Here is a 24,411-nt window from a genome sequence, read left to right as displayed (position 1 = left end):
CGGATCGGGGAAGTGATGGAGGCTCAAACGTTGCGGCGGCGATTTTTCTCCGTGACTAAGCCACGCCTTCGCTGTCGAGCGCGTAGCCGGCGGAACGGACGGTGCGGATCACATCGGTACGACCGTCCGCGTTGATCGCCTTCCTGAGCCGGCGGATATGGACGTCCACAGTCCTCAGCTCGATCTCGCTGTCCTGTCCCCAGACCGCGTCGAGCAGCCGTTCGCGCGAAAACACACGGCCCGGATGCTCCAGGAAATGCCGCAGCAGGCGGAATTCGGTGGGGCCGAGCTGCACGGCCGCGCCGCCGCGCTTCACCTTGTGGCTCACCAGGTCCATCTCGATATCGTCATAAGCGAGCTGTTCGCCGGCCAGCGCCGGGCGGACCCGGCGCAGCACCGCGCCGACCCGGGCGATCAGCTCGCGCGGGGAGAAGGGCTTGGTCACATAATCGTCGGCGCCGGTTTCCAGCCCGCGGATGCGGTCCGCTTCCTCGGCGCGCGCGGTCAGCATGATGATCGGCACGTTCGCCGTCTCGGGCAGGCGGCGCAGGCGGCGGCAGACCTCGATCCCGGAAACGCCCTCGATCATCCAGTCGAGGATCACGACGTCCGGCGCGGCCTCGCGCGCCAGCAGCAAAGCTTCCTCGCCGTCCGCCGTCGCCTCCAGCTCGAATTCCTCGCGCCGGAAATGGAAGCTCAAGAGCTCGACCAGCGCCTGGTCGTCCTCGACCAGCAGGACGCGGGGTTTAGTCAACGAGATCGCCCCGGGCGATCTCGGTCGTATCGGCTCCCTTGGCCCGGTCGGCGAGATGCTCGCCGGTCGCGGCGAAATAGACCATCTCGGCGACGTTGGTGGCATGGTCGCCGATCCGCTCCAAATTCTTGGCGGCGAAGAGCAGGTGTGTCGCCGGCGTGATGTTGTGCGTGTTCTCCATCATATGGGTGAGCAGCGCGCGGAAGATCGAATTGTAGAAATCGTCCACCGCCGCGTCGCGCTCTTGCACCGCCGCCGCCTTGGCCGCGTCGCGCGCCGCGAAGGCGTCCAGCGCATTGTGCACCATCTCGCCCGCAATCCGCGCCATTTCCGGCAGCAGCGACAGCGGGCGGATCTTGCTGTCCTCGATACTCGGCACGCGCTTGGCGATGTTCTTGGCATAATCGCCGATCCGCTCGACCACGCCGGCGATCTTGAGCGCGGCGACGACCTCGCGCAGGTCGTCCGCCATCGGTGCGCGCAAGGCGATGATCTGCACGGCGCGCCGCTCGATCTCCGCTTCCAGCGCGTCGATCTTCTTGTCGCGCTCGACCACGGCGGCGGCGCCGGCGGCGTCGCGGCGCACCAGCGCCTCCATCGCGTCGCGGATCGCGGCTTCGGCGAGCCCGCCCATCTCGCACACGGTGGCGCGCAGCTGGTCGAGCTCTTCGTCGAACGCTTTGACGGTGTGGCCGGTGGTCGCCATCTGATGTCTCCTCAGCCGTAACGGCCGGTGATGTAATCCTTGGTCCGCGTTTCGCGGGGATTGGTGAAGATCGCGGAAGTCTCGCCATATTCGACGAGATGCCCGAGGTGGAAAAAGGCGGTGCGCTGCGAAACGCGCGCGGCCTGCTGCATATTGTGGGTGACGATCACGATCGCGTAGCGGCCGCGCAGCTCGTGGATCAGCTCCTCGATCTTGGCGGTGGCGATCGGGTCGAGCGCCGAGCAGGGCTCGTCCATCAGGATCACTTCGGGATCGACCGCGATGGCGCGCGCGATGCACAGCCGCTGCTGCTGGCCGCCCGACAGCGCCGTGCCGCTTTCGGCGAGGCGGTCCTTGACCTCCTCCCACAGGCCGGCGCGCTTCAGCGAGCGTTCGACGATCACGTCCAGCTCGGCCTTGTTCGCGGCGAGGCCGTGGATGCGCGGGCCGTAGGCGACATTCTCGTAGATCGATTTGGGGAAAGGGTTGGGCTTCTGGAACACCATGCCGACCCGGGCGCGCAGCTGCACCACGTCCATGTCGGGCGAATAGATGTCCTCGCCATCAAGCCGGATGTCGCCTTCGACCCTGGCGCTCGCCACCGTGTCGTTCATCCGGTTGAGCGTGCGCAGGAAGGTGGATTTGCCGCAGCCCGACGGGCCGATGAAGGCCGTCACATGCTCGCGGCTGACATCGATCGACACATTATCGATCGCCTTCTTCTCGCCGTAGAAGACGCTGACGCCCCGCGCCGTCATCTTGGGGAGGGTGGTGGTTTCGGTGTCCATTACCAGCGCTTCTCGAATTTGTTGCGAAGATAGATGGCCAGCCCGTTCATCGCGAGCAGGAAGACCAGGAGAACGATGATCGCCGCGCTCGTCTTCTCGACGAAGCCCCGGCTGACCTCGTCCGACCAGAGGAAGATCTGCACCGGCAGCGCGGTGGCCGGATCGGTGAGGCCGCCCGGCGGCGCGGCGATGAAGGCGCGCATGCCGATCATCAGCAGCGGCGCCGTCTCGCCCAGCGCGCGGGCCATGCCGATGATCGTGCCGGTGAGGATGCCGGGCAGCGCGAGCGGCAGGACATGGTGGAAGACGACCTGCACCCGGCTCGCGCCGACGCCCAAAGCCGCGTCGCGGATCGAGGGCGGCACCGCCTTGATCGCGTTCCTGCCGGCGATGACGATCACCGGCATCGTCATCAGCGCCAGCGTCAGGCCGCCGACGATCGGCGCCGATCGCGGCAGGTGCATGACGTTGAGGAAGACGGCCAAGCCGAGCAGGCCGAAGATGATCGACGGCACAGCGGCGAGATTGTTGATCGAGACCTCGATCATGTCGGTCCAGCGGTTCCGGGGCGCATATTCCTCAAGATAGACGGCGGAGAGCACGCCGATCGGGAAGGCGATCAGCAACGTCACCAGCATGGTGAGCAGCGATCCCTTGAACGCGCCCCAGATGCCGACCAAGGTCGGATCGGTGGAATCGGCGCCGGTCAGGAAGGACCAGTTGAGGCCGGTGCGCGCCTGCCCGTTGTCGGCGAGGCGCCGGTAGGTCTGCTCGGCCTCCTCGGTGCCGCGCCCCTTGGCGGCGATGTCGATCGCGGTCGCGGCGGGCAGCCACAGGGTCGCCTGGCCCGACAGGATCGAGGGATCGTCGCGCACCGCGTCGCGCAGCCGGAGGCGCGCGCCGTTGGAGAAGAGCCGCGCGCCGCCCTCGCCATACTGCGCTTCGGCGGCGGCCGCGACCGCGCCTTCGAAATCGGCATTGGCGAGCGCCTGGTCCGCGCCGAAGCCGCTGACGGCCGCCGGATCGAGGAACAGGGCGCTGCGCGGGAAATCCAGGTCGAGCCGGATTTCGGTCTGGGTGAAGCCGCGCGCGCCATTGCCCATCATCGTGATGAGCAGGAAGGCGAGGAAGCCCGCCGAGATCAGGATCGCGAGCAGCCCGATCAGCTTGAAACGCTTCTCCGCACCATAGCGCCGCCGGATGCGCGCCTGCATGGCCGCGCTCTTCCAGTCGGTCGGCGTCGGATCGACGGTGGTGAAGGCGTCACTCATAGGCTTCGCGGTATTTCTTGACGACGCGCAGGGCGACGATGTTGAGGGCGAGCGTCACCAGGAACAGCACCAGGCCGAGCGCGAAGGCGGCGAGCGTCTTCGGACTGTTGAATTCCTGGTCGCCGGTGAGCAGCTGGACGATCTGGGTCGTTACCGTGGTCACGCTGTCGAACGGATTGAGCGTCAGGTTCGCGGCGAGGCCGGCGGCCATCACGACGATCATCGTCTCGCCGATCGCGCGGGAGACGGCGAGCAGCACGCCGCCGACCACGCCGGGAAGCGCGGCCGGGACGAGCACCTTCTTGATCGTCTCGCTGGTCGTCGCGCCCATCGCCAGGCTGCCGTCCCGCATCGCCTGCGGCACGGCGGCGATCGAGTCGTCGGCCATCGAGGAGACGAACGGGATGATCATGATGCCCATGACGAGCCCGGCGGCGAGCGCGCTCTCCGTCGATGACGCGATGCCGAGCGAGAGGCCGAGATCGCGGATCGCGGGCGCGACGGTGAGCGCGGCGAAATAGCCGTAGACCACGGTCGGCACGCCGGCGAGGATTTCGAGCAAGGGCTTCATCCAGGCGCGCACCCGGGGAGAGGCATATTGGGTCAGGTAGATCGCGCTCATCAGTCCCAGGGGAATCGCGACGATCATGGCGATGATCGCGCCGATGAAGATCGTACCCCAGAAGAGCGGAATCGCGCCGAACGCCCCGGACGAGCCCGCCTGATCGGCGCGGATCGCCATTTGCGGGCTCCAGTTGAACCCGAACAGGAACTCGATCGGCGAGACCATCGAGAAGAAGCGGAAGCTTTCGAAGATCAGCGAGGCGACGATGCCGAGCGTGGTCAGGATCGCGATCAGCGAGGCGCCGAGCAGCACGCCCATCACCACCCGCTCGACCCGGGTGCGGGCGCGGAAGACGGGGGACATGCGGCTGAACGCCCAGGCGCCGCCGGCAAAGGCGATCAGCAAGGCGACGGCGAGGCCGATGCGCGAGAAGAAGGCGATCGCTTCCTCATAGATGGGCGCGAGCGCGAAGGCCTCGCGGTTGAACGCGGTCGTCGAGGTGCCGGTGGCGAGCGCATAGGCCTCGCCCAGGATCGCCGAACGCTGCATGCCGAAGGCGGGCAGCGACGCGGCTTCGGGACTGGCGATCACCCGGTCGTAGATGAGCGGGCCGGAGAGATTGCTCCACAGGGCCAGGAAGAGGAGGGCGGGAACGACCGTCCACAAGGCCACATACCAGCCATGCTGGCTCGGCAGCGAATGGGGACGCGGCTTGCCCGGACCGGCGAACGCCGCCGCGCGCGCCCGCGCCGAGACCCAGGCGATGAGCCCGAGGCCGGCGACGAGCAAAGCGATGGCGGCGAACGACACGGGTCTTGGCTCTCGATCGGTTAGTTCAGGTCCGCGGCGGTGATCGGCCGGGGATTCTGGACGGTGGCAAGGGCAGCGGCGCGTTCATTTTCCGGCAGCGGGATCATGCCGCGCTGGGTGAGGTAGCCGCCCGGTCCCCAGCCCTGCGAGAAGACGGTGAGGAATTCGCGCAAGCCCGGAATGGCGTTGAGATGCTCGCCCTTCACATAGATGTAGAGCTTGCGCGCGCCGGGATAGGTGAAGTTGGAGATCGTCTCCGAGCTCGGCGTCACGCCTTCGATCGGGATGCCGCGCACCCGGTCGGTATTCTCCTCCAGGAAGGAATAGCCGAGGATGCCGACCGCGCCCTGATTCTCGGCGACGCGCTGGACGAGCAGATTGTCGTTTTCGCCCGCCTCGATGAAGGCGCCGTCCTCGCGCAGCTGCGTGCACACGGTGCGGTGGCGATCGGAATCGGAAGCTTTCAGCGCCACCATCTGCGGATCGCTGTCGCAGCCCTTTTCCAGGATCAACTCGGCGAAGCTGTCGCGCGTGCCGGACGTGGGCGGCGGGCCGTAGACGCGGATGGGCACGTTGGGCAGCGCCGGATTGACGTCGCGCCAGGTGCGCGCCGTCTGCGGCCGGCCGAACGGATTGGCCGCGAGCGCCGCATAGATGTCGCGCTCGGTAAGATTGAAGCCGGTCGGGCGGGTGGCCGATTCGATCAGCGCCAGCCCGTCGATGCCGATCGACACCTCGATGATCTCGGTCACGCCGTTGCGGGCGCAGGTCTCGATCTCGGTCGCCTTGATCCGGCGCGAGGCATTGGCGACGTCGGGAAATTGCGGGCCGACGCCGTTGCAGAAAAGCTGCAGGCCGCCGCCGGTGCCCGTCGATTCGACGATCGGCGAATTGAAGGCCGGATTGGCCTGATGAAAGCGCTCGGCCACCGCGACGGTGAAGGGATAGACGGTGGACGAGCCGACCACGCGGATCTGGCTGCGCGAGGCCGCGCCGCCACCGCCGCCGGTCGCGCCCTGGCCGCATCCGGCGAGCACGATCGCGGCCGCCAGCAAGGAAAACAGCGTCTTCTTCATATGCCCCTCCTGGGCTGGGTTAACGGGTCTTCGCTGCGGCATTAGGTCGGATCGGCGAGCCTTGTGTGACGCTTCGATGACAAGTTGATGACAGCGTGCCCGGAAAGCTCAGAAATCGAACTGGGCGCGCGCGCCGATCATGTCGACGGCATAGGCGCGGCGCCCGGCGGCGTCGGGAATCGCCGCATCGTCGATCCACAAGCGGCCGTAATTGATCATCAGCCGCGCATGATCGGTCGGAATCCAGATCAAAGCGGCGACGAGGCCGTCCTGCGTCCCGTCCCGGTCGAGATCGAGCCGGTCGTAGCGCAGGTTCACCTGGAACGCGCCGGGCCCGCCGGTTTCGACCGGCCGGCGCACCCGCGTCCGGTCCCAGCGCGCCGAGCGGTAGCCGCGCGTCTCGCCGGTCAGGAACCAGCCGATCTCGGCATAGCCGCCGAAATAGTCGCGGTCGGCGGCGCCAGCCGGAACATCGACATCGAGCCACTGCGCTTCGGCGGCAGCGTGGAAGGGCCCGCTTATCACGGCGGCTTCGAGCCCGAAGCGCGATTCGCCGTCCGCCAGCAATGCGGGGGAAGAAACGAAGCGCGTGTCGGTGGCGTGAAAGAGCGGGCGCACCCGGAAGCGGCTGGCGATCCCGTTATCGACCCGGTCGCCATTGTCGCGCCGATGCGCGGAGGCGGCGAGATGGAGCCGGGCATCGCCGATCTCCGGCGCGTAGATGATCCGCCCGTCCAGGCTGTAGGCGCCGTCCGCCTCGTCGATCTCCAGCAGATTGTCGCCGAAAACACCGAGCTGCGCGGTCAGCGGCCCATGCCTGATCTCGGCGGAAAGGCCGATCCGCCGCTCGAAATTGAAGGCGTCGGTGAAGGCGGCGCGCTCCATGAAGGCGCTGAACCGGTCGCTGGTCAGCTCCTCCAGCGACTGGAAATTGTTGTGCTGCCCGATCGTGAAGGACAAGGCGTCGGACGCCTTCCAGGTCAGCGTCAGCTCGGTGAGTTCCGCTATGCCCTCGGCGAACTCCGCCTCGACCAGCCAGTTGAAACCGCCCGGCGCGGTCCCTTCCAGTCCGAGTTGGGCCCGCCGCAGTTCGCCGATGAGGCCGGGTTCGGCGGGGCCGGAGACATGGCCGGCATCGAGCTGAATGCGTCCCCGCGGCTTGATCGACCAGCCGTCGCTGGAGCCGATTCGCGGCGCGCCGCTGAAGCGGCCGTCTTCGGCCATGGCTGGGTCGCTTGCGAGCATCGCTGCCGTCGCCAGCGCCGTCGCCAGGATAATGCGCATCTGTCCTCCGGCCTGATCGGATGTGACGAATCCGTGAGAGATTGGCGACGGATAAATATCAAGATGATGACGGTTGCATGACAGTCTCGGCACGCGGAAGTTCCACGCTGACGATCGTGCCGCGACCCGGCGCGCTGTCGATGTCGAGCCGGCCGCGATGGCGCGCGACGATATGCTTGACGATGGCGAGGCCGAGCCCGGTGCCGCCGACGGCGCGGCTGCGGCCGGCATCGACGCGGTAGAAACGCTCGGTCAGGCGCGGCAGATGCTCGGCCGCTATGCCGTCGCCTTCGTCGCTCACCGCGACGCGGACCATCGTTCCCGCATCCTCGATCCGCACCCGGACCGGCGCGCCCGCCCGGCCATATTTGAGCGCGTTGGCGATCAGGTTGTTGAGGAGCTGGCCGAGCTGCGGCCGGTCGCCGAGCACGACGGGATCGTCCGTCTCGCGCTCCACCAAGAGGGTCGCGCCGCGCTCCTCGATCAGCCGGGCGAGCGCCGCCTTCACCTCGTCGATCAGCGGCGGCAGCGCAACGGGATCGCGCGGCACGGCATAGCGCTCCGCCTCGATCCGGCTGAGCGACATCAGATCGTCGACCAGGCTGCGCATCCGCACCGCCTCGTCATGCATGATCTTGAGGAAGCGCTTGCGCGTCTCCGGATCGCCGCCGGCTTCTTCGTCCTCCAGCGTCTCGACGAAGCCGAGCACGGTGGCGAGCGGGGTGCGCAGCTCGTGGCTGGCATTGGCGACGAAATCGACCCGCATCCGCTCCGCCGCGCGCGCCGCGCTCTGGTCGATCAGGCGCACGAGCCGGCTTTCGTCGGGCAGCACGGTAACGGCCATCGTCCATTGCCGGTCGGCGTCGCCCAGCCCGACCAGTTCGGTGCGCTCGCGCGGGTCCTCGCTTTCGGCCGGCGCGGCGAGCCGTTCGGCGGCGGCGGGGTGGCGGATGGCGAGGCGCACGTCCACGCCCTCGATATGCTGGCCGAGCAGATCGCGGGCGGGCGCATTGGCGGCGATCACTCGCCGGTCGCGCACCACCAGCATCGGCTCGTCCACCGCGCGCAGCAATTCGGCGATGCCGGGCAGCGCCGCGCCGTCCTCGCCGGTGGCACTGATATCCAGCGCCTGCTCGGTGCCGGCGCGCGGCAGGATCGCCCAGATCGCGATGCCGGCGGCGAGCGCGGCGAGCGCGGCGGGTAGCGGCGCGCCCGCCCAGATCGCGAGCGCGATGCCGGCGGCGCCCACGCCCGCCGCGGCCAGTCCCCGCATCGCCTGTTGATGTTCCATCACGCGCACGTCCCGAAGCGGGACAGCGCCCCGCGCTTGCTCGATTCGCCCCGGCTTTACCCTTATTAAAGGGGGGGCGAGTATCGGAATTTCACATGAGCGGCAGCGACGACAAAGCGGCGGAGGCGGGCTCCGTGATGCCCAGCCGGCGCACGGTGCTGGCGCTCGGCGCGGCCGCGGCCTCGACCGTGGTCACGATCCGCCCGGCGCTCGCCCAGACCGCCGGGTCGGTGCTCAACTGCGAGATTCCAGTGCCCGGACCCCATGCCGCCGGCAGCCACATCGCGCGCGACGGCAGCCTCGTCCCGCCCGGCTCGCCCGGCGCCGCGCCGCCTTTGGCCCGGCCGCTGCGCGGCGAAGAGGCCCGGCTGCTGCTGCGCGGCTCGACTCCGCCCGGCGTCCAGCCCGGATCCTCGCAGGCCTATGCCAATTATATCAGGCGCCTGCAGTCGGGGATGAGCGGCTTCACCTGCTACGCCTCGCTGCAGATGCCGCGCTGATCCGGGCGGCGGGCATGGCCGCCCTCCGCTACGTCGCCGATCCCGAAGGGGCCGTGACGGTCGTCGAACTGGACGGCCTCTCGGCGCTGTTCCACGCCCCGTCCGGCATCACCCACATCGTCGCGCCGCCCGCCCCCGAAATCCTCGCCGCGCTGCGCGAAGGGCCGGCCGACGCCGCCGAGCTCTTGCGCCGCCTCCGCCGTCATTACGAGATCGAGGGCGATGCGCTCGAAGCCCGGCTGGAGGAGCTGGAGCAGGCCGGCCTGGTGCGCCGCGCATGAGGCACAGCCTCTCCCTTACCATCGGCCCGGTCGCCTTCCGCGTCGGCTCCGCCTGGCGCGCGCCGATCGATGCGCTGGCCGGCCTTTATGCCGGCTATGCCGCGCCCGAGGACGGCGCCTGCGATTTCACGGTGCGGCTGGAGCCGGAGACGATCTGGCGCCGCTGGCTGCGTCCGTCGGTCGCGATCCGGGGCGATTATATCCTGCCTGACGCCGCGCCGCTGCCGCTCGGCATGGGGCTTCTGGCTGCCGAAATGGGCATGAATCTGCAAATGGCGCTGGGTCAGAAGCGCCATCTGCTGCTCCACGCCGCCAGCGTCGAGAAGGACGGCCGGGCGCTGATCCTCACCGGCGAATCCGGCGCGGGCAAATCGACGCTCGCCGCCCTGCTCGGCGAGCGCGGCTGGCGGCTGATGGGCGACGAGTTCGCCCTGCTCGACATGGAATCCGGCGCGCTGCACCCGTTCCCGCGCGCGATCAGCCTCAAGAACGGAGCGATTTCCGTGATGGAGCGCGAGGTAATCCCGACCCGCTTCGGCCCGCGCATCGCGGGCACGCCCAAGGGCACGATCCGCCACCTGCGCCCCCAGGCCGAGGCGATCGCGCGGATGGAGGAGCCGGCTCGTCCCGCGCTCATCCTCTTCCCGCGCTTCGGCGAAGCGGCGGCGGCGCGCGGGGTGGGACAGGCGGAAGTCTTCATGCGCCTGACGCAAGCCTCGACCAATTATGTCGCTTTGGGCCGCGCGGGCTTCGACGCGCTGACCGGGCTGGTGGGAGCGGTGCCCTCGGCGGCGATCGACTATCCCGACACCGATGCCGCGCTCGATCTGGTCGAGACGCTCTGGAAGGCTGCGGCATGAGGAGCGCCCGGCTGCTCGTTCAGGCGCTGCGCGCGCCCGAGACGCTGCGCGATCCCGACTGGTCCGCGCTGATCGCCGCGGCGCGTGCCGAGCAGCTGATCGGCAGCCTCGCCTTTCGTCTCGAAAACCTGGCAATTCCGCCCCGCATTGCGGCGGTTTTCGGCGCCGCGCGGCGCGATGCGGCGCAGGCGCGCACCCAAGCGCTTTGGGAGGCGGAAATGTGCCGCCGCGCGCTGGCGGACACCAAAATCCCGGTGGTGCTGCTCAAGGGAACCGCCTTCCACGCCGCCGATCTGGACGCGAGCATCGGCCGCTCGGTCGGCGATCTCGACATCCTGGTGCCGCGCGATCGCATCGAGGAGGCGGAAGCCGCCCTGATCGCTGCCGGTTGGGAGCGGATGAAGGCCGCGGACGGCTATGACGATCTCTATTACCGCCGCTGGATGCACGAACTGCCGCCGCTCGTGCATGCCACGCGCGACGGGATGATCGATGTCCACCACACCATCCTTCCGCTCACCGCGCGCCCGACGCCGGATGCCGCGGCGCTGATCGCGGACAGCGTGGCGCTGGACAACGGCCTGCGCGTCCTTTCGCCCGCCGACATGATCGTCCACGCCGCCGCGCACCTGATCGCGGACGGGGATCTGGCGGGCGGCCTCAGGAACCTGTGGGATATCGACCGGCTGGTCCGCCAGTTCGCGGCCGATCCGGACTTCTGGCCGGCGCTGGCCGGACGGGCGCGGCGCCACCAGCTCGAACGCCCCGTCGCGCGCACCCTGCGTCTCGCCGAAAGGTTCTATGCCACGCCGGTCGACCGCGCCGTCGCCGGTCGCCCACGCCTGTCCGATCGCCTGTTCGAAGCCCGTCTGCTCGCCCGCAATGGCTGGGGGCAGGAGAAGCGCAAGATGCTGCGCTTCGCTTTCTACGTGCGCTCGCACTGGCTTCGCATGCCCCCGCTGATGCTGGCCCGGCATTTGTGGACCAAGGCGCGGGGCTAGGCCGCGCTTTCCGGCGCTGGCAATGGGGCGCTTTCCGTGGCAGGGGCGCTTCTGCCTATGACCAGACAACGCGACTTCGCAGCCATCGTCCTCGCCGCCGGCAAAGGTACGCGGATGAAATCGGACGTGCACAAGGTGCTGCACCCGATCGCGGGGCGCGCCATGCTCGATCACCTGCTCGGCGTCATCGACACGCTGGCGCCGGCGCGCAAGGTGGTCGTGGTCGGCGCTGGGCGCGAACAGGTCGGCGGCCTGGTCGAGGCGCGCGGCGGCGAGATCGCGGTGCAGGACCAGCAACTCGGCACCGCCCATGCCGTGCGCATGGCACAAGACGCCCTGGCCGGCTTCGCCGGAGACGTGCTCATTCTCTACGGCGATACCCCGCTGATCGAGGCGGAGACGATGGCGCATATGCTGGATCGGCTCCACGCGCCGGATGCCCCGGCCGTTGTCGTCGTCGGCTTCCGGCCCGAGGATCCGCTCCGCTATGGCCGTATCCTCGCGGGGCCTGACGGCACGATCGAAAAGATGGTCGAATATAAGGACGCCACGCCCGAGGAACGGGCCGTAAACCTCTGCAATTCCGGCATGATGGCAGCGCGCGCGGCGGACCTCTTTCCGCTCCTCGCCCGCGTCGGCAACGACAATGCGGCGGGCGAATATTATCTGCCCGACGTGGTGATGCTGGCCGCGCGGGACGGTCGCAGATCGGCGGTGATCGAGGCCGAGCCCTGGGAAATGGCCGGCGTCAACAGCCGCGCGGAGCTGGCTTTGGTCGAGGCCGAATGGCAGCGCCGGCGGCGGCTGAAGGCGATGGCCGACGGCGTGACCCTGGTGGCGCCCGATACGGTCTGGTTCAGCCACGATACCCAGGTCGGCGGGGACACGATCGTCGAGCCCAATGTCGTCTTCGGCCCCGGCGTGAGCGTGGGCGAGGGCGTGCGTATCCGGGCCTTCTCGCATCTGGAGGGCGCGACCGTCGCGCCGGGCGCCGAGATCGGCCCCTATGCCCGCCTGCGCCCCGGCACGGAGATCGGCGAGGGCGCGAAGGTCGGCAATTTCGTCGAGGTGAAGAAGGCGAAGCTGGGCAAGGGCGCCAAGGCCAATCACCTGACTTATCTCGGCGACGCGGAGATCGGCGCGGGCGCCAATATCGGCGCGGGCACGATCACCTGCAATTATGACGGCTTCCTCAAATACCGGACGACGATCGGGGAGGGTGCGTTCATCGGTTCGAACAGCGCGCTCGTCGCGCCGCTGACGATCGGTGCCGGCGCGATCGTCGGCGCGGGGTCGGTCATCACCAGGGACGTCGCCGCCGATGCCGTTGCCATCGCGCGTGGGGAGCAAATCGACAAACCCGGCCGCGCCAAGCGGTTTCGGGAAATCATGTCGGAACGTAAGAAGAAACAAGTGTAACCATGTGCGGTATCATCGGAATTGTCGGCAAGGAAGAGGCGGCGCCCCGCCTGATGGACGGCCTCAGGCGGCTCGAATATCGCGGCTATGACTCGGCGGGGCTGTGCACCATCGTCGACGGCCGGCTGAAGCGGCGCCGGGCGGAGGGCAAGCTCGACAATCTCGCGCAGGTGCTGGAGGCCGAGCCGCTGCCCGGCACGGTCGGCATCGCCCACACCCGCTGGGCGACGCACGGCGCGCCGACGGTCGGCAACGCCCATCCCCATGTCGTGGGCGGCGTCGCCGTGGTCCACAACGGCATCATCGAGAATTTCAAGCCGCTGCGCGAGGAAATGCAGGCCAGGGGCCGCACCTTCGCCAGCCAGACGGACAGCGAGGTTGTCGCCCATCTGGTCGCGGACCGGCTGGAGCAGGGCGACGATCCCGAGGCCGCCGTCGCCGCCGTTTTGCCGCGCCTCCACGGTGCCTTCGCGCTCGCCATCCTGTTCCGGGATCATCCCGGCCTCATCGTCGGCGCCCGGCTCGGCGCACCGCTGACCGTGGGCTATGGCGAGGGCGAGAATTATCTCGGCTCCGACGCGCTGGCGCTCGCCGCGCTGACCCGCCGCATCGCTTATCTTGAGGAGGGTGACTGGGCTGTCGTGACCCACGACAGGGTCCGCATCTTCGATCGCGACAACGTTCCCGTGGAACGCGAGACGGTCGAATCCGGCGCCAGCGCGGCGCGGATCGAGAAGGGCAATTACCGCCATTTCATGCTCAAGGAGATTTTCGAGCAGCCTTTGGTCGTCGGCGACACGCTCGGCTCCTATCTCCGCCCGCTCGAGCAGAAAGTGGCGTTGCCCGACATGGATTTCTCGTTCGCGTCGGTGCCGCGCGTCACCATCGTCGCCTGCGGCACGTCCTATTATGCCGGCATGGTCGCCAAATACTGGCTGGAGCGGTTCGCGCGGCTGCCGGTCGATCTCGATGTGGCGAGCGAGTTCCGCTACCGCGATCCGGTACTGGAGCCGGGCGGACTCGCCCTCTTCATCAGTCAGTCCGGCGAGACGGCGGACACGTTGGCGGCGCTGCGCCACGCCCGCGCGCAGGGGCAGAAGATCGCCGTCGTCGTCAACGTCCCGACCAGCTCGATGGCGCGCGAGGCGGACCTGCTGCTGCCGACCCATGCCGGGCCGGAGATCGGCGTCGCCTCGACCAAGGCCTTCACCTGCCAGCTCGCGGTGCTCGCCGCGCTCGCCGCCAAGGTCGCGCGCGATCGGGGCGCGATGAACGCGGAAGAGGAGCGCGAGATCGTCGCGCACCTCACCGAAGCGCCCGCCGCGATGAACGCCGCGCTCGCGTTCGACGAGGAGATCGCCGCGCTCGCGCCGCTGATCGCCGAGGCCCGCGACGTGCTTTATCTGGGCCGGGGGCAGGATTATCCGCTGGCGCTGGAAGGGGCACTGAAATTGAAGGAAATCAGCTACATCCACGCCGAAGGCTATGCGGCGGGCGAAATGAAGCACGGGCCGATCGCGCTGATCGACGACGCGGTGCCGATCATCGTCCTCGCGCCCTCCGGCCCGTTGTTCGAGAAGACCGTCTCCAACATGCAGGAGGTCCAGGCGCGCGGCGGCAAGGTGGTGCTGATCTCCGACGCCGAGGGCATCGCCCAGGCCGGCGACGGCGCGATGGCGACGCTCGCCATGCCGCAGGTCCATCCGCTGATCGCCCCGCTCGTCTATGCCGTTCCGGTCCAGCTTCTGGCCTACCACGTCGCGGTGGCGAAAGGGACGGACGTGGACCAACCGCGCAATCTGGCGAAGAGCGTCACCGTCGAGTGATGTTCCCGCGCCGTACTCCGGCGGCGCCTTCTTCCGTTTCACCCTTCCTTAAAGCGAATATGCGCAGAACCCCGCCGGCGGAAGCAGGGGAATTGTCGATGCTCAAATCGGTGCCGTTGGACCTGGTTCTTGTCGTGATCGTTTTCGGCGCGCTCAAATGGCTGATGGGCCCGCTGCTCGGTCGCGAAGGCATGTTCGCGGCGGCCGTGATCCTTGCCGTCGGTTGGGTTCTCCTCGCGAACTGGCGCCACAGGCTGCGGCGCCTTGCCGGTTCTGTCTTGCCCCGTTTCCTGCGCGAGACCGGGCCGCGCTAGCTAGCGCGCTGCGGACGCCTGTTGCTCCTGCGCGGCGATCCAGGCGCGGACCTGCTCCTCCAGCACCGGCAGCGGCACCGAGCCGAGACCGAGGATGGTGTCGTGGAAACCGCGCTGGTCGAAGCCCGCGCCCAACCTCTGCTCCGCTTCGCCGCGCAGCCGCCGGATCGTCAGCTCGCCCAGCTTGTAGGCGACGGCCTGACCGGGCCAGGAGATGTAGCGGTCGATCTCGTTGACGATCTCAAGCTCCGACATGGCGGTGTTCTCGGTCAGATAGGCGATCGCCCGGTCGCGGTCCCAGCCATAAGCGTGGATGCCCGTGTCGATCACCAGCCGGGCGGCACGCCACATCTCATAAGTCAGCCGGCCGAAATCCTCGTAGGGGGTCTGGTAGATGCCCATCACGGTGCCGAGCCATTCGACATAGAGGCCCCAGCCTTCGCCATAGCCCGAGAAATAGGTGCGCTGGCGGAATTCCGGGCGATCCGGGCCTTCCAGCGCGAGCGCGGCCTGGAAGCTGTGCCCCGGCGTGCATTCGTGCAGGGCGAGCGCGGGGATGTTGTAGAGCGGCCGCTGCGGCAGGTTCCAGGTGTTGAACTGGCAGTTCTGCAGCCCGCCGCGCCCGCCGGTATAGATGGGCGCGATGTCGTCCGGCACGGGGATGATGCCGTGGCGGTAGCGGGGCAGGGTGCCGATCGTGTTGCGCAGCTGCCCATGTGCCCGCATCACGACATAGCTGGCATAGCCGAGCAGCTCATTGGGGGTTTCCGCGTAGAATTGCGGATCGGTGCGCAGGAAGTGGGTGAATTCTGCGAAGCTGCCGGTGAAGCCGGCGCGCTGGATCACCTCATCCATCTCGGCGCGGATGCGCGCGACTTCGCTGAGCCCCGTCTCGTGGATCTCGCGCGGGGTGATGTCGAGCGTCGTGAACTTGCGGATCATCGCCTGATAATAGGCCGCGCCGTCCGGCATCTCGGACGCGCCGATCGTGGTGCGCGCCTGGCGCATATAATCGCCCCGGATGAAGGCGAGCAGGTCGCGATAGGCCGGCGCCCCCGCCTCGCGGATCGCCGCCATGCCCTCGGTCCGCAGCCGGGCCTGCTCCTCGGCGGAGATGCTCGCCGGCATCTGCTCGAAAGGCGTGTAGAGCGGATTCTCGTCGCTGTCGGCGGTGAAGGGCACGATCGTCTCGTCGCGCCCGGTCAGTGTCACGCGCGGCACGGAAAAACCGCGCGCCAGGCCGGCGCGCATATTGGCGATATGCTCGCCGAAATGGCGCGGAATGTCGCGCAGCCGGGAGATGTAGCGGCGATATTCCTCGGCATTGGCGAAGCCGGAGCGCGGCGCGATCCAGGTCCAGAAGAAGCTGTCCGAATTGAACGGCGCTTCATAGGTGCGATAGCGCACGTCGCCGATCTGCTCCTCCAGCACGGTGCGGAAGACGGCGGCGTTGATCCGTTCTTCGTTCGAAAGCCGGTCGAGCGGAATCGTGTCGAGCTCGGCGAGCGCGCGCTCCCAATAAGCGAGCCGTGCCTGATAGGCTTCGGGCGTCACGCTGGGCAGCCGGTCCGTCGCCGCGCCGGGCCCGTCGCCGCGCAACCGCCCTTCCTGCTCGCGCCGCCATTCCCATTCCGCCTCGTAGAGCTGGCGCAGCCGCTGTTCCGCGCTTGACGGCGTCGCCGCCGCCGGCGCGGGATTCTGCTGGGCCAGCGCCGTGCCGGGGAGGATCATGCACAGCGCAGCGGCGGTAAGGCACAGGCGGGGCGAAAGGGGCATTTACACGTCTCCCGTGAGTTGTTGACCGAGGCCGATTACCGTATATCGTATACTATTGATGTCCTTCGTCAACGAGGCCGGCATGGCTTTCCGGATCAACCGCCGCCGCCTGCTGGGCGGCGCCGCGGCATTCACCGCAATACCCTATGCGGCTTTCGCGGCCGCGCAACCTGCCGCCGGTCTCCCGCAGGGCCGTACAGGTCCGGCGGACCGCGCCACGGCTTTGCCGCTCGATGCCGTGCGGCTTCTCCCTTCCATCTATCTCGATGCGATCGAGGCCAACCGCGCCTATCTTCATCGTCTCGAGCCGGATCGGCTGCTGCACAATTTCCGCGTCGGTGCCGGGCTGGCGCCGAAGGGCGAGCGTTATGGCGGCTGGGAGGGCGATACGATCGCCGGCCACACGCTCGGCCACTATCTCACCGCCTTGTCGCTGATGCACGCCCAGACGGGCGACGCGGAATGCCGCCGCCGGGTCGATTATATCGTCGGCGAGCTGGCCGAATGTCAGGCGGCGCATGGCGACGGTTATGTGGCCGGCTTCACCCGGCGCCGTCCGGACGGCGCGGTCGAGGACGGCAAGGCGCTGTTCCCGGAGCTGATGCGCGGCGACATCCGCTCATTGGGCTTCGATCTCAACGGCTGCTGGGTGCCCTTCTACAACTGGCACAAGACCTTCGCCGGCCTGTTCGATGCGGAGACCTGGTGCGGCAATCGCCAGGCGCGCGCCGTCGCGCTCGGCCTTGCCGCCTATATCGACCGGGTTTTCGCGGCGCTCGACGACGATCAGGTCCAACAGGTGCTCGATTGCGAACATGGCGGCATCAACGAGAGCTTCGCCGAATTGCACGCTCGGACCGGCGATCCGCGCTGGCTGCGCCTCGCCGAGCGGCTGCGCCACCGCCGCATCCTCGATCCGCTGAGCGAGGGGCGGGACGTGCTGCCCTGGATCCATGCCAACACCCAGATTCCCAAGCTGATCGGCCTTGCCCGCCTGCACGAGCTGACCGGCAATGCCGGTGACGGGGCGGCCGCGCGCTTCTTCTGGGAAACGGTCGTGCGCGACTATACCTACGTGATCGGCGGCAATGCCGATCGCGAATATTTCCCCGCGCCGCGCACCGTCTCGCGCCACATCACCGAGCAGACCTGCGAGAGCTGCAACAGCTACAACATGCTCAAGCTCACCCGCCATCTCTATGGCTGGCGGCCCGAAGCGCGGCTGTTCGACTATTACGAGCGCGCCCACCTCAATCACATCATGGCGCACCAGGACCCGGCGACCGGCATGTTCGCCTATATGGTCCCGCTCATGTCCGGCACGCACCGCAATTTCTCGCGGCCGTTCGACAGCTTCTGGTGCTGTGTCGGCAGCGGCATCGAAAGCCATTCGAAACATGGCGAATCGATCTGGTGGGAAGGGGAGGGCGAGCGCGGCGACGGCGACATGCTGATCGCCAATCTCTACATCCCCTCGATCGGAAACTGGGCGCGGCGCGGCGCGCGGGTGCGGATGGAAACCGCCTATCCTTTCGGCGAGCGCGTGACGCTGACTTTGGACAGCCTGGCGCGGACGGGCATCTTCGCGCTGGCGCTGCGCGTGCCGGGCTGGTGCGACGGCGCGCGCGTGGCGGTGAACGGCACGGCGCAGGAGGTGGCCGCGCAGGATGGCTATTTCATGCTGCGCCGGCGCTGGCGGCGCGGCGATGTCGTCACGCTCGATCTGCCGATGCGCCTGCGCAGCGAGGCCACGGTGGACGATCCGGCGACGGTCGCATTGCTGCACGGCCCGGTCGTGCTCGCCGCCGATCTGGGGCCGATCGACCGGCCGTTCGACGGACCGGCGCCGGCGCTGGTTTCGGCGAACATCCTCTCCGGCTTCACGCCCGTCGACGCGGCGCAGGGCCGGTTCCGCACCGACGGTATCGGCCGCCCCGGCGATCTCGCCTTCGCGCCCTTCTTCTCGCGGCGCGACCGGCGCACTGCCGTCTATTTCCGCGCCTTCGACGCGGCCGGCTGGGAGCGCGAGCAGGCAGCGCTCGCTGCCGCCGAGGCCCGCCGCCGCGCCATTGCCGCGCGATCGGTCGATGTCATCCATCTCGGCGAGATGCAGCCGGAGCGTGACGCAGGGCTGGCCGCCGACAACTCCTATCCGGTCACCTATCGCGGCCGCCACGGGCGCGATGCGCGCAACCATGGCTATTTCGAATTCGCCGCCCGAATACGCCCCGGCCCGCTGGTGCTACAGGCGACCTATTGGGGCGAGGAGCGGGCCAAGCGCTTCGACATCATGGTCGATGGGGAGCGGATCGCCACCCAGACGCTCGATGCCGAACGGCCCGGCGAATTCTTCGAGGTCGATTATCCGATCCCCGAGGCCCTGACCCATGGCAAGGAGCGCGTGACGATCCGCTTCCGTCCGACCACGGACCGGGACCGCTGCGGCCCGGTCTTCGGCGTACGGATACTCGCCGCCGAGACCGGGTCGGGAGCGGCCTAGATCCCCGTCACCGGATGCTCCTGCCGCGCCTGGCTGTGCCAGCGGCTATAGGCGAAATAGACGCCTATCCCGATCAGGTTCCAGATCAGGAAACGCTGCAAGGTCAGCACCGGCAGGCTGGACAGCAGATAGAGGCAGCCCAGGATCGCCAGCGTGCCCACGAGGAACGGCGCCGGGCATTTGAAGACGCGCGGCAGGTCCGGCCGGGTGCGGCGCAGGATCATCATGCAGGCCGCCACCGCGATGAAGGCGGTGAGCGTGCCGGCATTGGCGAGCTCGGCGATCTCGGCGAGCGGGAAGAAGCCGGCGACTGCGGCGACGAAGATGCCGGTGACGGCGGTGATGATGATCGGCGTGCCGGTGCGCGGCGAGACCTGGCTGAGCTTGCGCGGCAGCAGCCCGTCGCGCGCCATCACGAAGAAGATGCGGCTCTGCCCGTACATCATCACCAGGATGACGGAAGGCAACGCGATCAAGGCGGCGAGGCCGATCGCCCATGCGGCCATCGGCTGATCGAGCGCGCGCAGCACGAAGGCGAGCGGCTCGGCCGAGCTCGCCATGGCGCTGTAATTGACCGCACCGACCGCCGAGATCGCGACCAGCATGTAGATGGTGACGCACAGCGCCATCGATCCGATGATGCCGATCTTGAGGTCGCGTCCGGGATTTTTCGTCTCCTCTGCCGCCGTGGCGATCGCATCGAAACCATAAAAGGCGAAGAAGACGATCGCGGCGGCGGCCATCACGCCCCGGGTCGCGCCCTCGGCGGTGACGGTGCTGCCGAAGCCATAAGGCATGAAGGGCGTCATATTGTCCGCATTGAAGGCGGGCAGCGCGATCAGCACGAAAGCGGCGAGCGCGGACAGCTTGATGATGACGAGGACGAAATTGACGGTCGCGCTCTCGCGGGTGCCGGCGATGAGCAGTCCGGCGATGGCGAGGGCGACCATGACCGCGGGCAGGTTGATGATCCCGCCGGCATGCGGCCCGGCGAGCAGGGCGGCGGGCAGGGCGATGCCCGCCGAGTGCAGCCAGCCGACCAGATAGGCCGCCCAGCTCACCGCCACCGCGCTGCACGCCACCGAATATTCGAGGATGAGGCTCCAGCCGACGATCCATGCGATCGTCTCGCCGACGACCGAATAGGTGTAGGTATAGGCGCTGCCGGAGGTGGGGATGAGCGTCGCCAGCTCGGCATAAGCGAGCGCCGCGCAGGCGCAGACCGCGCCGGCGATGGCGAAGGCGAGGATGACGGCGGGGCCGGCCCGTTCGGCGCCGACGCCGGTCAGCGCATAGATGCCGGTGCCGACGATCGCGCCGACGCCGAGCGCGACGAGATGCGGCCAGCTCAAGGTCTTGCGGAGCCGGTGCTGCTCGTCGATGCCGCCGCCCGTCACGATCGGCTTTACCGGTCCCCAGAACGATCGCTCCATCCCGCTTTCCTCCCCTTATATTCGTCTATGTATCGAGCTGCCGCGTCAGATCCTCATGGGTCTGCGCGATATGGGTGTGGAGCAGGGCCGTCACCGCATCGCCGTCGCGCGCCAGCCAGGCGGCGAGCAGGTCGCGATGCTCGCGGTTCGCGCGCGTGTCGCGGCCCTGCGGCTCCAGATGCTTGCGCACATAGCGTTCGGACAAGATGTGCAGCCGCTCGATGATCTCCAGCGTGACGAGCTGTCGGGCCGGGCGGACCAAAGCGAGATGGAAGGCGCGGTTGAGTGCGCCGGTGCCTTCGCCATGGGCTGCGATGGCATGATCGAGCGTGTCGAGAGCCGCTCTGGCAGCCATGTGGTCGCTTTCGTTCGCTTCCAGGGCGGCTTGGGCGGCGGCGGGCGGCTCCAGCTTCAGGCGCAGCGCATAGACTTCGCGCGCCTCGGCGGCGCTCAATTCGCGCACGAAATAGCCGCGATTGGCTTCGGACCGCAGCAGCCCCTCCTGCTCGAGCCGCGCCATCGCTTCGCGCAAGGGAATCTTGCTCACCCCCAGTTCGGCGGCGAGATTGTCCTGCCGCACCGGCGCGCCGGGTTCGATCGTCCCGGCGAGGATGCGCTCGCGCAGCCGTTCGGCGAGCTGGTCGGGCAGGCTGCGGAAAGTAAGCGCGGCCATGGGTTCAGACCACCGTGAAGCCGGCGTGGAAGGGATCGTCGGTATCGATCCAGATCGTGTTCAGCCCGGTCGCGATCGCCGAACCTTCGATCGAGGGGGCGATGGCCGGGATGCCGCCGACCTCCGTTTCGGCCTCGACCCGGCCGATGAAGCGGCTGCCGATATAGGATTCGTGGACGAAGCTGTCGCCGACCTTCAGCCGGCCCTGCGCGGCGAGATGGGCCAGGCGGGCCGACGTGCCGGTGCCGCAGGGGCTGCGGTCGATGGCGCGCTCGCCGTAGAAGACGGCGTTGCGGCCGTCCGCGCCGTCGCCCTTCGGCCGGTCCGCCCACAGGACATGGCTGACGCCCCTTATAGTCGGATCGAGCGGATGGACGGGCTCATGGGCTTCGCGCAGCAATGCGCGTAATGCCCGGCTCAGCTCGACGATCCGCGCCGCGCCGAGATCGTCGAGGCCGGTATAGGCGCCCTGCGGTTCGACGATCGCGTAGAAATTGCCGCCATAGGCGATATCGACATTGAGCGAACCGAAGCCGGGCAGATCGACGGCGATGCCGCGCGCCGCGACATAGGCGGGGACGTTGCGGATCTTCACCGACGTCACCCTGGCGCCGTCCTGCGTGTAATCGATCTCGATCCTCCCCGCCGGGACCTCGAGCGTCAGATGCCCGGGCGTGCGCGGCACGATCAGGCCATGCTCCAGCGCGAAGGTGACGATGCCGATCGTGCCATGGCCGCACATCGGCAGGCAGCCGCTGGTCTCCATGAACAGGATGCCGGCATCGGCATCCGCGCTCGCCGGCGGATAGAGGAAGCCGCCCGACATCATGTCGTGCCCGCGCGGTTCGAACATCAGGCCGGTGCGGATCCAGTCGCAGCGGGCGATGAAGTCCTGCCGCCGCTCGGCCATCGTGACGCCGTTGAGCAACGGCGCGCCGCCCGCGACGAGGCGGACCGGATTGCCCGCCGTGTGGCCATCGATGCAGAAGAATGTGTGACGCACGCTAGGCCGCGAGGCGATCGCCGACCGGGCGGGTGCGCGCGGCCTCCTCGACCATCGCGATCACCTCGGCGCGGCGCGCGCCGGCGAGCGGCTGGCGTGGCATCCGCACGCGCTCCGAGCCCCGGCCCATGATCTGCTCGGCGAGCTTGATCGACTGGACGAGGTCGTGATCCGCGTCGAGATGGAGCAGGGGCATGAACCAGCGGTAGATGCGCCGCGCTTCGGTCCAGTCGCCGCGCTCCGCCGCTTCGACCAAAGCGACCGATTCGCGCGGGAAGGCGCTGGTGAGGCCGGAGACCCAGCCCGACGCGCCGAGCATCAGCCCTTCCAGCGCCACGTCGTCCAGCCCGGCCATCACCGCGAAGCGGTCGCCGAAGCGGTTGATGATGTCGGTGAAGCGGCGCGAATCCGGCGCGCTTTCCTTGATCGCGACGATGTTCGGCACGTCCGCCAGCCGCGCCAGCGCGTCGAGCCCGATCGAGATGCGATAAGCGGGGGGATTGTTGTAGAGCATGACCGGCAGCGTCGTCGCCCCGGCCACCGCGCGGAAATGGGCGGCGAGTTCGGCCTCGGTCGGCACATAGACCATGGCGGGGAGCACCATCAGCGCGTCCATGCCGATCGCCTCGGCCTCGCGGGCATAATCAATGGCGCGGGCGGTGCAGAGCTCCGACACGCCCGTCACCAGCGGCACCCGGCCGCCCACGGCCTCGACCGCCGCCTTCAGGACGTCGCTTTTTTCCTCGGGCCGCAGCGAATTGTTCTCGCCGCAGGTGCCGAGCACGATCAGGCCGTCCACGCCGTCGTCGACCAATGCGGTCAGCACGCGCTGGGTGGCGGGGATGTCCACCTTGTCGTCTGCGGTGAACTGGGTGGTCGCGGCCGGATAGACGCCGGTCCATATCTTGCGGGCGGCCAAATCTCTGTCCTCCGTTGAATGTAAAAATCTTATATCGTATACGATTTTCAATGACAACAGCGATCGTGATCGGCGGCGGGGTGATCGGTTCGGCCTGTGCGCTGAACCTGCAGGCGCGCGGCATCGCGACACGGCTGATCGATCCCGATCCGGACTGGCGCGGCGCCTCGATCGGCAATGCCGGGCATATCGCGGTGAACGAGGTCGAGCCGCTCGCCTCGCGGGCGACCCTGCGCAACCTGCCCAACATGCTGTTCGCGCGCGGCGGCCCGGCGGGCCTGCCGCTGCGCGACATCGGCGCCTGGCTGCCCTTCGGGCTCCGGCTGGTGGCGGCCAGCCAGCCATGGCGTTTCACGGCGGGGAAGGCCGCGCTGGCGGCATTGGCCGGCGGCGCGCTGCCGGCCTGGCGGCGGTTGGCGGCGGAGATCGGCGCGCCGGAGCTGTTGCGCGAGAAGGGGCATTTCGTCGTCTGGGAATCCGCAGCGACGGCGGCCGCGGGACGCGCTGCGCTCGCCGCCGCCGATCATGGTCCGACGCGCTGGCGCGATGCCGATGCGGAGGAGCAGGCCTTGCTCGGATCGCTGGCACGACCGCCCGCCGGCGCGGTGCGGTTCGAGGGCACGGCGCAGATCGTGGACCTGCCGATGCTGGCGGCGGCGCTGCGCGACCGGTTCGTGGCCTTGGGCGGCGTCAGGATGCGGGGCAGGGCGCTGCTCGACGGCAATGTCGTCCGGCTGGAGACCGGCGAGCGGCTCGATGCCGACGCGATCCTCGTCGCCGCCGGCCCGGCCTCCGGCGAAGTGCTTCGTCCCGCAGGCCATCGCGTGCCGATCATCGCCGAGCGCGGCTATCACATCCAGGCGACCGCGCCGGACTGGCCGGCCGACATGCCCTCGATCCTGTTCGCGGACCGGTCGATGTTCGTCACCGGCTTCCGCTCCGGCCTGCGCGCGACCAGTTTCGTCGAATTCGCCCGCGCCGCATCGCCGCCCGACCCGCGCAAATGGGCGCGGCTCAGATCGCATGTCGCGGCGCTGGGCTTGCCATTCTCCGAGCCAGTTGCCGAATGGATGGGATCGCGCCCGACCCTGCCGGACTATCTCCCCGCCATCGGCCGCAGCCGCCGCGCGCCGAACCTGTTCTACGCCTTCGGCCACAATCATCTGGGCGTCACGCTCGCCGCGATCACCGGCGAGCTGGCTGGCGCGCTGATCGGCGGGGGCGCGCCGGCGCTCGATCTCGCGTCCTTCGATCTCGATCGCTTCGCCTGAAAGGTGGCGCACCCGAGAGGATTCGAACCTCTGGCCTCTGCCTTCGGAGGGCAGCGCTCTATCCAGCTGAGCTACGGGTGCCTGAGCCGG

22 protein-coding genes and 1 tRNA gene are annotated in these 24,411 nt (G+C 68.6%); 9 read left to right on the top strand and 14 right to left on the bottom strand.

All coding sequences use genetic code 11. The annotated features are described in order from the left end of the window. Window positions 1-55: 55 nt before the first annotated feature. From phoB to KF780_11125, 8 genes are all read right to left on the bottom strand, one after another. Entirely contained in the window at window positions 56-754 is a 699-nt protein-coding gene (gene phoB / locus KF780_11160; GenBank protein MBX3562357.1) for a phosphate regulon transcriptional regulator PhoB, read from the bottom strand. Further along, complete coding sequence (phoU, locus tag KF780_11155) at window positions 747-1,460, bottom strand: phosphate signaling complex protein PhoU (protein ID MBX3562356.1); 714 nt, start codon at window positions 1,458-1,460, stop codon at window positions 747-749. The genes phoB and phoU overlap by 8 nt, the downstream gene beginning before the upstream one ends. A gap of 11 nt (window positions 1,461-1,471) precedes the next feature. Continuing rightward, window positions 1,472-2,248: a phosphate ABC transporter ATP-binding protein gene (locus KF780_11150; GenBank protein ID MBX3562355.1), complete on the bottom strand. Its 777-nt coding sequence runs from the start codon at window positions 2,246-2,248 to the stop codon at window positions 1,472-1,474. Then, complete coding sequence (gene pstA, locus KF780_11145) at window positions 2,248-3,462, bottom strand: phosphate ABC transporter permease PstA (GenBank protein MBX3562354.1); 1,215 nt, start codon at window positions 3,460-3,462, stop codon at window positions 2,248-2,250. Before pstA ends, KF780_11150 begins: the two co-directional genes overlap by 1 nt. Before the next feature lie 49 nt (window positions 3,463-3,511). Next, window positions 3,512-4,894 carry a phosphate ABC transporter permease subunit PstC gene (gene pstC / locus KF780_11140; GenBank protein MBX3562353.1) on the bottom strand — a complete coding sequence of 461 codons (1,383 nt, stop codon included), beginning with the start codon at window positions 4,892-4,894 and terminating at the stop codon, window positions 3,512-3,514. 20 nt (window positions 4,895-4,914) lie between these two features. Then, on the bottom strand, window positions 4,915-5,970 hold the full coding sequence (locus KF780_11135; protein ID MBX3562352.1) for a substrate-binding domain-containing protein: 1,056 nt from the start codon (window positions 5,968-5,970) through the stop codon (window positions 4,915-4,917). 108 nt (window positions 5,971-6,078) lie between these two features. Next, on the bottom strand, window positions 6,079-7,254 hold the full coding sequence (locus KF780_11130; GenBank protein ID MBX3562351.1) for a porin: 1,176 nt from the start codon (window positions 7,252-7,254) through the stop codon (window positions 6,079-6,081). 58 nt (window positions 7,255-7,312) lie between these two features. Beyond that, window positions 7,313-8,527, bottom strand: coding sequence for an ATPase (locus KF780_11125; GenBank protein MBX3562350.1), 1,215 nt, complete (start codon window positions 8,525-8,527; stop codon window positions 7,313-7,315). Between the two features lie 113 nt (window positions 8,528-8,640). On the opposite strand from KF780_11125, the gene KF780_11120 reads away from it, so the two are divergent. The 7 genes from KF780_11120 to KF780_11090 are packed head-to-tail and all read left to right on the top strand — an operon-like array spanning window position 8,641 to window position 14,746. Further along, window positions 8,641-9,045 carry a hypothetical protein gene (locus KF780_11120; GenBank protein MBX3562349.1) on the top strand — a complete coding sequence of 135 codons (405 nt, stop codon included), beginning with the start codon at window positions 8,641-8,643 and terminating at the stop codon, window positions 9,043-9,045. 14 nt (window positions 9,046-9,059) lie between these two features. Continuing rightward, a complete protein-coding gene (locus tag KF780_11115) occupies window positions 9,060-9,326 on the top strand; it encodes an HPr-rel-A system PqqD family peptide chaperone (GenBank protein MBX3562348.1) in 267 nt (88 codons plus the stop codon). Next, a complete protein-coding gene (locus KF780_11110; GenBank protein ID MBX3562347.1) occupies window positions 9,323-10,186 on the top strand; it encodes an HprK-related kinase A in 864 nt (287 codons plus the stop codon). The genes KF780_11115 and KF780_11110 overlap by 4 nt, the downstream gene beginning before the upstream one ends. Beyond that, entirely contained in the window at window positions 10,183-11,187 is a 1,005-nt protein-coding gene (locus KF780_11105) for a nucleotidyltransferase family protein (protein ID MBX3562346.1), read from the top strand. Before KF780_11110 ends, KF780_11105 begins: the two co-directional genes overlap by 4 nt. Window positions 11,188-11,244: 57 nt before the next feature. Beyond that, window positions 11,245-12,606: a bifunctional UDP-N-acetylglucosamine diphosphorylase/glucosamine-1-phosphate N-acetyltransferase GlmU gene (glmU, locus tag KF780_11100; protein MBX3562345.1), complete on the top strand. Its 1,362-nt coding sequence runs from the start codon at window positions 11,245-11,247 to the stop codon at window positions 12,604-12,606. A 2-nt stretch (window positions 12,607-12,608) separates the two neighbouring features. Beyond that, on the top strand, window positions 12,609-14,432 hold the full coding sequence (gene glmS / locus KF780_11095; GenBank protein ID MBX3562344.1) for a glutamine--fructose-6-phosphate transaminase (isomerizing): 1,824 nt from the start codon (window positions 12,609-12,611) through the stop codon (window positions 14,430-14,432). Further along, window positions 14,429-14,746 (top strand): hypothetical protein, encoded by a 318-nt coding sequence (locus KF780_11090; GenBank protein MBX3562343.1) that lies wholly within the window; start codon window positions 14,429-14,431, stop codon window positions 14,744-14,746. Before glmS ends, KF780_11090 begins: the two co-directional genes overlap by 4 nt. Here the strand turns inward: KF780_11090 and KF780_11085 are convergent, their stop codons facing one another. After that, on the bottom strand, window positions 14,747-16,477 hold the full coding sequence (locus KF780_11085) for a DUF885 family protein (GenBank protein ID MBX3562342.1): 1,731 nt from the start codon (window positions 16,475-16,477) through the stop codon (window positions 14,747-14,749). Window positions 16,478-16,604: 127 nt separating this feature from the next. Here KF780_11085 and KF780_11080 point away from each other — a divergent pair, with 127 nt between their 5' ends. After that, window positions 16,605-19,022: a glycoside hydrolase family 127 protein gene (locus KF780_11080; GenBank protein MBX3562341.1), complete on the top strand. Its 2,418-nt coding sequence runs from the start codon at window positions 16,605-16,607 to the stop codon at window positions 19,020-19,022. On the opposite strand, the gene KF780_11075 is transcribed toward KF780_11080, so the two are convergent. From KF780_11075 to KF780_11060, 4 genes are read right to left on the bottom strand one after another with little or no spacing between them, the layout of a single operon-like run. Then, window positions 19,019-20,455: an amino acid permease gene (locus tag KF780_11075; GenBank protein MBX3562340.1), complete on the bottom strand. Its 1,437-nt coding sequence runs from the start codon at window positions 20,453-20,455 to the stop codon at window positions 19,019-19,021. The genes KF780_11080 and KF780_11075 overlap by 4 nt on opposite strands. Before the next feature lie 25 nt (window positions 20,456-20,480). Continuing rightward, complete coding sequence (locus KF780_11070; GenBank protein MBX3562339.1) at window positions 20,481-21,128, bottom strand: GntR family transcriptional regulator; 648 nt, start codon at window positions 21,126-21,128, stop codon at window positions 20,481-20,483. A 4-nt stretch (window positions 21,129-21,132) separates the two neighbouring features. Further along, a complete protein-coding gene (locus tag KF780_11065; protein ID MBX3562338.1) occupies window positions 21,133-22,131 on the bottom strand; it encodes a 4-hydroxyproline epimerase in 999 nt (332 codons plus the stop codon). Between the two features lies 1 nt (window position 22,132). Next, entirely contained in the window at window positions 22,133-23,050 is a 918-nt protein-coding gene (locus KF780_11060; GenBank protein ID MBX3562337.1) for a dihydrodipicolinate synthase family protein, read from the bottom strand. A gap of 50 nt (window positions 23,051-23,100) precedes the next feature. On the opposite strand from KF780_11060, the gene KF780_11055 reads away from it, so the two are divergent. Continuing rightward, window positions 23,101-24,321 carry an FAD-binding oxidoreductase gene (locus KF780_11055; GenBank protein ID MBX3562336.1) on the top strand — a complete coding sequence of 407 codons (1,221 nt, stop codon included), beginning with the start codon at window positions 23,101-23,103 and terminating at the stop codon, window positions 24,319-24,321. 4 nt (window positions 24,322-24,325) lie between these two features. Here the strand turns inward: KF780_11055 and KF780_11050 are convergent. Next, window positions 24,326-24,402 (bottom strand) — tRNA-Arg (locus KF780_11050). Window positions 24,403-24,411 lie beyond the last annotated feature (9 nt).

It is taken from the genome of Sphingomonas sp., from assembly GCA_019635535.1.
Taxonomy (GTDB): Bacteria; Pseudomonadota; Alphaproteobacteria; order Sphingomonadales; family Sphingomonadaceae; genus Allosphingosinicella.
The sequence above is the reverse complement of the archived record's forward strand: the minus strand, read 5'-3'. Positions and strand labels throughout refer to the sequence as shown.

Bases quoted from the DNA above. Each gene is read 5' to 3' on its own strand.
- phoU (MBX3562356.1), bottom strand. From the start codon at position 1,460: ATGGCGACCACCGGCCACACCGTCAAAGCGTTCGACGAAGAGCTCGAC.
- KF780_11150 (MBX3562355.1), bottom strand. From the start codon at position 2,248: ATGGACACCGAAACCACCACCCTCCCCAAGATGACGGCGCGGGGCGTC.
- pstA (MBX3562354.1), bottom strand. From the start codon at position 3,462: ATGCAGGCGCGCATCCGGCGGCGCTATGGTGCGGAGAAGCGTTTCAAG.
- KF780_11135 (MBX3562352.1), bottom strand. From the start codon at position 5,970: ATGAAGAAGACGCTGTTTTCCTTGCTGGCGGCCGCGATCGTGCTCGCC.
- KF780_11130 (MBX3562351.1), bottom strand. From the start codon at position 7,254: ATGCGCATTATCCTGGCGACGGCGCTGGCGACGGCAGCGATGCTCGCA.
- KF780_11125 (MBX3562350.1), bottom strand. From the start codon at position 8,527: ATGCGGGGACTGGCCGCGGCGGGCGTGGGCGCCGCCGGCATCGCGCTC.
- KF780_11120 (MBX3562349.1), top strand. From the start codon at position 8,641: ATGAGCGGCAGCGACGACAAAGCGGCGGAGGCGGGCTCCGTGATGCCC.
- KF780_11115 (MBX3562348.1), top strand. From the start codon at position 9,060: ATGGCCGCCCTCCGCTACGTCGCCGATCCCGAAGGGGCCGTGACGGTC.
- KF780_11110 (MBX3562347.1), top strand. From the start codon at position 9,323: ATGAGGCACAGCCTCTCCCTTACCATCGGCCCGGTCGCCTTCCGCGTC.
- KF780_11105 (MBX3562346.1), top strand. From the start codon at position 10,183: ATGAGGAGCGCCCGGCTGCTCGTTCAGGCGCTGCGCGCGCCCGAGACG.
- glmU (MBX3562345.1), top strand. From the start codon at position 11,245: ATGACCAGACAACGCGACTTCGCAGCCATCGTCCTCGCCGCCGGCAAA.
- glmS (MBX3562344.1), top strand. From the start codon at position 12,609: ATGTGCGGTATCATCGGAATTGTCGGCAAGGAAGAGGCGGCGCCCCGC.
- KF780_11085 (MBX3562342.1), bottom strand. From the start codon at position 16,477: ATGATCCTCCCCGGCACGGCGCTGGCCCAGCAGAATCCCGCGCCGGCG.
- KF780_11080 (MBX3562341.1), top strand. From the start codon at position 16,605: ATGGCTTTCCGGATCAACCGCCGCCGCCTGCTGGGCGGCGCCGCGGCA.
- KF780_11075 (MBX3562340.1), bottom strand. From the start codon at position 20,455: ATGGAGCGATCGTTCTGGGGACCGGTAAAGCCGATCGTGACGGGCGGC.
- KF780_11070 (MBX3562339.1), bottom strand. From the start codon at position 21,128: ATGGCCGCGCTTACTTTCCGCAGCCTGCCCGACCAGCTCGCCGAACGG.
- KF780_11055 (MBX3562336.1), top strand. From the start codon at position 23,101: ATGACAACAGCGATCGTGATCGGCGGCGGGGTGATCGGTTCGGCCTGT.